Consider the following 6,757-nt stretch of genomic DNA (forward strand, 5'->3'; position numbering starts at 1 on the left):
CAGAAGAACGGTGGGATCGGTGGTCGAAGGAAATGAGGAAATGTATTCGTTGTTATGCCTGTCGAAACTCTTGTCCTCTCTGTTACTGTCAGGAATGTTTTGCCGATAGTACTCAACCCCAATGGGTAAGTCCGGCTCCAACTCCTTCGGATAATTTCCTTTTCCACTTAGTTCGGACTATGCATATGGCTGGACGTTGTGTTGAATGTGGTGCTTGTGAAAGAGCCTGTCCGGTTTCCATTCCCATTGCCCAACTTCCACTTAAAGTTGAGGCGATCATTCGTGAACAATTTCAATTTGAAGCCGGAACCGATCAAGAGAGCGCTGCACCTTTGCTCACTTACCGGGAAAATGATCCCGGAGACTTTGTAAAGTGAGGTAATGGCTATGAAATCCGGAAAAATTACCAAAAATGATCTCATTCAGTGGTTAAAAATCCATCAAAAAAACTTTTTAGTCACCGAAAGGGTAGCTCATCACCAACCTGAGCTTTTATGCGATCAATCAAAAGAAATAAAAAATATCAAAGAAGCCCTTTTTCTCCCCTGGGACAAGCTTTTCAATTATCATTGGGAAAATCAAAAATGGAACGTTGAGAATATCCAGCCATCAGCTTCACCCCGATTTCTGATGGCTCTTCCCTGTGAAACCCGAGCCATATATGAAGTTCTTGATCGAGTCTTTCTCCAACCATCGGAAACTGAAAGTGGATACGCGGCTCGTCGCCAAGGACTAAAAATGGTCATCGTAGGATGTGTGAATCCCGAGCCAACCTGTTTTTGTCATTTGGTAGGTGGAAATCCTTATTGGTCCCATCCTGATGCGCTCTTTATTCTTCCCTTTCACGATGAATATTATCTCGAAACCAACCTACCAGAGCAATTTGATATCATGGAAAAAGGAACCACACTGAATAAAGCTGAAAAGGAAGAAATCGAAGTTTTACGAAAACAGATGGAAGAGAAAGCCAATCAGGAGAAACTTCCTGAAGATGTCCCCCAAGGACTTTATGACCTCTTTGAAGACCAAGAATGGGAAGACTTGAGCTGGAAATGCTTGAATTGCGGAGCTTGCACTTTTCTGTGCCCAACCTGTCAATGCTTTGATATGAGTGCCGAGGGACGTTTGAAAGGTTTTCAACTCAAAACTTGGGATTCATGCATGTTTCCCAAGTTCACCCTTCATGCCTCGGGACATAATCCCCGACCTACCTTCAAAGAAAGAGTTCGACAGAGAGTACTCCATAAATTTTCCTATTTTCCTCTCCGGGAAGAAGGACTTTATGGATGTGTTGGATGTGGAAAATGCATCGAAATTTGCCCGGTGAATTGGAACATTCGGGAAGCTGTTGAAAGGATGGTAAAAAAAATTGGCAATCGATCTTGAAAACAAAAACATTTATCTTCCTCGTCTCTATCAAATCATGGAAATCATCCCGGAGACTTCCGACATCAAGACTTTTCGTCTCGACTTAGAAGGTGAAAATTCTTCCCATCTCCCTGGACAATTTGCTGAACTTTTTGTACCAGGGGTAGGAGAAGCCCCAATTTCCATCACTTCCTCTCCAACCCAAAAAGGGATACTGGAATTTAGCATTAAAAGAACTGGCTTAGTAACCTCTGCCATTCATCGTCTTAATCCCAACGATCGTTTGGGTATCCGTGGTCCTTACGGGAATACCTTTCCCCTTTCAGACCTCACCGGACAAAACCTACTCTTCATAGCCGGTGGTATCGGATTGGCACCGCTTCGTTCCTTAATAAACTACGTTTTAGATACCGAAAAACGAAATCATTTTAAAAAAGTAACCATTCTCTATGGAGCACGTTCACCACAGGATCTGGTTTTTAAATGGGAACTCAAAAAATGGCAAAATCGGGAAGACATTACCTTTTTACTCACCGTTGACCGAGGAGATGACCAATGGAAGGGTACAGTTGGCTTGGTTCCCAATGTACTTAAGGAAAACGTCCAGGTGAATCCATTAGAATGGAAGTCCATCATCTGTGGCCCTCCGATTATGATTAAATTTACCATCAAGGCGTTATTGGAAATGGGTTTCCAACCTCCTGATATTATTACCACACTGGAAATGAGAATGAAATGCGGATTGGGAAAATGTGGTCGATGCAATATCGGACCCTATTATGTTTGTAAAGATGGACCGGTTTTTACTTACCAGCAGCTCCAGAATATGCCGGAAGAGTACTGACGGAGGCAATTACATGAACTTCCAAGAAAGTATTCAAGCTCTCTACTCATTAATTAATTATGAAAAAACTGATTTTTCTTACACCGACCTCAAGCTCGATCGGATGAGAGAATTCATGACTCTCCTTGAACACCCCGATACCCATTCACCAGTGATATTGGTTGCTGGTACCAAAGGAAAGGGAAGCACCTGCTATTATTTGGAACGGATATTAGCTTCCCAACAGAAGAAATGCGGCTTGTATATTAAGCCACACCTTCTCACTTTTCGGGAACGCCTGCGGTTTAATGGAGAAATTATTCAACCTGAAGAACTTGCTCAGTTAGTAACCGATATTTTCCCAGTTATCAACCACATGGAAAAATATTCTCTTTATGGTAAGCCTACCTATTTCGAGGTTTCGGTTGCCTTGGCTTTCCAATATTTTAAAAAAAGAAAAGCTGATTATTCCATCATGGAGGTAGGGCTTGGAGGCCGTTTGGATGCAACCAATGTTGCCAATCCAATTCTCACCGTTATCACTCCGATAAGTTATGACCATACCGAAATATTAGGTGAAACCATTCCTCAAATTGCTCAAGAAAAAGCCGGTATTCTCCGTCCCTATATTCCTCTTATTTTAGGGCTTCAGGAAAAAAAATCCGCCAAGACCACTATAATGCAAGTTGTTGAAAATCTGCGGGTTCCAGTATTTCCTCTTGAAGATTATTACACCTACCGAATTCGCAGCCGAAGCGCAAATGGATCGGTTTTTGAACTGCTAGCAAAATCTGGCCGAGAGGGAATTTTTTCCTTACCGTTGTTAGGTGATCAACAGGTTGAAAATTTTCTTACTGCTTTGCTCAGCGCGGAACATTTAGGATATTTACCATCCAATCAGCAGCTCCAAAACCTTCTCAATGAAGCAGTTTGGCCGGGACGAATTCAAGTTATAGGTTCATCACCCTTAACCATTTTCGACGTGGCTCACAATCAGGCATCTTTTGCCACTTTGTGTCATACTCTGAGAGATTATTTGGGGATAAAAAAAGCCGTCTTTCTCTTAGGTTTTTTAAATGGAAAGGACTTTCCGGGAATTGCTGAAGAACTCTTTCAAATGGAATCCCGAGTGATCTTAACCACACCCTTTAATCCGAAAGCCGCCCTCCCAGCCGATATTGTTCATTTCTTTGCACCTCTTATTCCTCATCATGAAGTGATCAATGACCCCTACCAGGCTTGGGAGAAAGCTCTTCAATACGCAACTGAATTCCACTTGCCCTTAGTGGTAGCTGGATCATTTTACTTAGCAAAATTATTAAGTGATAAACTCAACGTAACCCTTTCGAAAGAGGAGGTGGAGTTATGATTATAGTCGCCGAACGAATCAATGCCACCCGGAAAGCCATCCGGGAAGCACTGGAGAAAAAAGATCAGGAATTTTTTATTCAAGAAGCTCAAAAACAGGAAAAGGCTGGTGCAGCTTTTATTGATGTCAATGCCGGCACCGAAGCCACCAAGGAAGTTGCTGATCTGAAATGGTTGGTCGAGTCTATTCAAGATGCGGTTGAAATTCCGCTATGCTTAGATTCTGCCAATGATCAAGCTTTAGAGGAAGCCCTCACCGTCTATAACAAAAAAGAGGTGATGATTAATTCATTTACCGCTGAGGAAAATCGAATCAAAGCCTTGCTTCCAATTGTGAAAAAATACGATGCTTTGGTGGTCGGGTTGGCGATGGGGGAGGGAGGAATCCCGCAATCGGTTGAAGAGCGAATGAAATTAGTAGAGACTTTAGTCAAAGCTGTTGATGAATATTCTATTCCTCGAGAGCATCTTTTTATTGACCCGCTGGTAGTGCCCATCGGTACCGATCAAAACCAAGGGAAATTGTTTTTAGAAACCCTCCAGGCAATTCCACAAACCTATCCTGGTGTGAGAACCGTCTGTGGTCTCAGTAATATTTCCTTTGGAATGCCCAATCGTCGACTCATTAATCGGTCCTTTTTAGCATTGAGTATAGGTTTTGACCTTCACGCCGCCATTATTGATCCTCTGGATGACAAGCTCATGGGAATTCTTTTTGCCAGTGAAGCCTTGATGGGTCGGGATGAATACTGCATGAATTATCTCACTGCTTTTCGAGCTGGCCGTTTAAACGAGTAAAACTTTTTAAAAACATCCTCTCTCCTGTCTCTTTCGGTCAGGAGAGAGAAAAAATTAATGATATTGAGCTGATTCACGTTTGAGTGGTAAATATTTAATCCCAATAGACGAGGGGGGCATTAATACTCATTCAGGCCATAAATCATTCCTCATTCTTTATAATCCTCTGGCAAGGAAGGGAAAAAAGGGTATAATACCTCTGAAAAGAGGTGTTTTCTATTCAATTAACCAAAGCCAAAGAATTTCGTCGTTACATTGAAGATCATTATGAATTCGGCGACTTCGCTTTGATTCGAGGTCGAGAAGAAACAGCCGAGATCGGTTTTGTATTCGCCGATGAAGATGTTAATAATTGGCCTTCTCTTTATAAAAAAGCCGAAAATATTTGTGATCATTTTGATAAAAGACTACAAGAGGAGGGACTCAAAACCGTAGCCTACTCTCGAGTAGGAAAAGACCTGGATTTTATCACTGTGTCAATTGTCATCCGTCTTCACGCCTTCCCTGAGGATCAAATCCATCGAATTGCCGATGTCATTATGAATATCCTTCGAGAAGTAAATCCCTATCATGAAAATGAAAATTAAACTATGAAGGAGGCTATCATGAAGTTCAGAGGGAAAATTGTCATTACCTTGAAACCAGGGGTTTTTGATCCACAAGGAGTAACCATTAAAAGCGCACTCCATTCCCTTGGATACCAAGAAACTGATGAGGTTAAAACTGGGAAATATTTCGAAATCAACCTTGATTCAAGCAACCTGGATACTGCTCAAAAACGTTTGGAAGAGATGTGTGACCAATTGCTGGCTAATCCGGTAATTGAAAATTTTCACTTCACCGTCGAACCCTCTGAAAACTAAGGAGCCTCCAATGAAATTTGGTATAGTCGTTTTCCCTGGTTCTAATTGCGATTATGATTGTCAACACGTTCTTTCCGTGGTTCTCAGCCAAGAAACAGAAATGCTATGGCATGAAAGCCATGACCTTAAGGAGTGCGATTGTATTGTCCTTCCTGGAGGGTTTAGCTATGGAGATTACTTGCGTACTGGTGCTGTCGCCCGTTTTTCACCGGTCATGGAATCAATTCGGAATTTTATCGAAGAGGGAGGATTAGTCGTCGGGATCTGTAATGGATTTCAAATCTTAGTCGAAAGTCAACTCCTTCCAGGTGCCTTGCTTCCCAACCAGAAGGGACATTTCATATGTCGTCATGTTCACCTGCGAGTTGAAAATACCGATACGCCTTTTACCCGGCTCTTTTACCCGGGAGAAGTCATCTCAATTCCTATCGCTCATCATCAGGGAAATTACTTTATTCCTCATTCTTCTTTATCCAATCTTCAAAAAAATCGTCAAATCATTTTTCGTTATTGTGATATTGACGGTCAAATCAATCATGCAACCAACCCGAATGGATCGATTGACTCAATTGCCGGGATAATTTCTTCTTCCCAAAATGTTCTGGGAATGATGCCACATCCCGAAAGGTCATCAGAAGCAGTATTGGGTTCTCAGGACGGAAAAAGAATATTTCTCTCGATTATCCAATGGTGGGAGGAAAAACATCATGCAAAATAACGAACAAATCCAGGTAGCCCGTGAGTTAGGGCTCCGCGACGAAGAATACCAAAGGATACTTGACATATTGCAAAGACCACCAACTCCAACGGAACTGGCCATGTTTTCCGTCGAATGGTCAGAACACTGTGGCTACCCGCATTCTCGCCGTTGGTTTGAACTCTTCCCACGGGAAGGAAAATTTCCGGTTCTGGTCGGTGAAGATGCCGGAGGTATTGTTTATCAAGGACAGGCAGTGGTATTTAAGATGGAAAGTCATAATCATCCCTCCCAGGTCGAGCCCCGCCAAGGAGCAGCTACTGGTATTGGAGGAATCATTCGTGATATTTTTGGGAGCGGTGCACGCCCCATAGCTTGCCTTGATTCTCTCCATTTCGGTCCTTTAGATAACGCTCGTTCAAATTTTATTTTTAAAGGTGTAGTAGACGGAATTGCTTTTTATGGGAATTGCGTTGGTGTTCCAACCGTAGCTGGCGAACTATATTTTCATCCTTCTTATCAGGGCAACTGCCTAGTTAACGTCATGAGTATTGGAATAGCCTCACAAGATCGATTGGCAAAATCCTGGGCCAAAGGGAAGGGAAATCTTATTATCTATGCTGGGAACCGAACCGGACGGGATGGTATAGGAGGGTGTAGTATTTTAGCTTCTCAGGAATTCAGCGAACAAGATGAGAAACGCCCCAGCGTACAAATTGGTGATCCCTTTACTGAAAAATGCCTGATTGAAGCAACTATGGAAGCTCTTACTACTGGATTCTTAGTAGGAATCAAGGATATGGGTGCCGCTGGTTTGACTTGCTCTTCCAGTGAAATGGC

At 42.5% G+C, this 6,757-nt stretch carries 9 protein-coding genes; all 9 read left to right on the forward strand.

Annotation, left to right across the window (positions count from 1 at the left end):
- Nucleotides 1–377 (forward strand): 4Fe-4S binding protein (locus PLK24_RS06685; RefSeq protein WP_324477515.1); only part of this gene is annotated, 377 nt, incomplete at its 5' end.
- A gap of 10 nt (nucleotides 378–387) precedes the next feature.
- The gene (locus PLK24_RS06690; RefSeq protein ID WP_324477517.1) at nucleotides 388–1,386 is read left to right on the forward strand and encodes a 4Fe-4S dicluster domain-containing protein; all 999 of its coding nucleotides are present in this window, start codon (nucleotides 388–390) and stop codon (nucleotides 1,384–1,386) included.
- Entirely contained in the window at nucleotides 1,370–2,212 is an 843-nt protein-coding gene (locus PLK24_RS06695; protein WP_324477518.1) for an FAD/NAD(P)-binding protein, read from the forward strand. The genes PLK24_RS06690 and PLK24_RS06695 overlap by 17 nt, the downstream gene beginning before the upstream one ends.
- 13 nt (nucleotides 2,213–2,225) lie before the next feature.
- On the forward strand, nucleotides 2,226–3,560 hold the full coding sequence (locus PLK24_RS06700; protein WP_324477520.1) for a bifunctional folylpolyglutamate synthase/dihydrofolate synthase: 1,335 nt from the start codon (nucleotides 2,226–2,228) through the stop codon (nucleotides 3,558–3,560).
- Nucleotides 3,557–4,357 carry a dihydropteroate synthase gene (locus tag PLK24_RS06705; protein WP_324477522.1) on the forward strand — a complete coding sequence of 267 codons (801 nt, stop codon included), beginning with the start codon at nucleotides 3,557–3,559 and terminating at the stop codon, nucleotides 4,355–4,357. Before PLK24_RS06700 ends, PLK24_RS06705 begins: the two co-directional genes overlap by 4 nt.
- Nucleotides 4,358–4,566: 209 nt before the next feature.
- Entirely contained in the window at nucleotides 4,567–4,944 is a 378-nt protein-coding gene (locus tag PLK24_RS06710; protein ID WP_324477524.1) for a hypothetical protein, read from the forward strand.
- A gap of 18 nt (nucleotides 4,945–4,962) precedes the next feature.
- Nucleotides 4,963–5,220, forward strand: coding sequence for a phosphoribosylformylglycinamidine synthase subunit PurS (purS, locus tag PLK24_RS06715; RefSeq protein ID WP_324477526.1), 258 nt, complete (start codon nucleotides 4,963–4,965; stop codon nucleotides 5,218–5,220).
- Between the two features lie 10 nt (nucleotides 5,221–5,230).
- Nucleotides 5,231–5,938, forward strand: coding sequence for a phosphoribosylformylglycinamidine synthase subunit PurQ (gene purQ, locus PLK24_RS06720; RefSeq protein ID WP_324477528.1), 708 nt, complete (start codon nucleotides 5,231–5,233; stop codon nucleotides 5,936–5,938).
- A partial coding sequence (locus tag PLK24_RS06725; RefSeq protein ID WP_324477530.1) for an AIR synthase related protein occupies nucleotides 5,928–6,757 on the forward strand: 830 nt, incomplete at its 3' end. The genes purQ and PLK24_RS06725, both read left to right, overlap by 11 nt.

This window comes from Atribacter sp. (assembly GCF_035418125.1).
Lineage (GTDB): Bacteria > Atribacterota > Atribacteria > Atribacterales > Atribacteraceae > Atribacter > Atribacter allofermentans.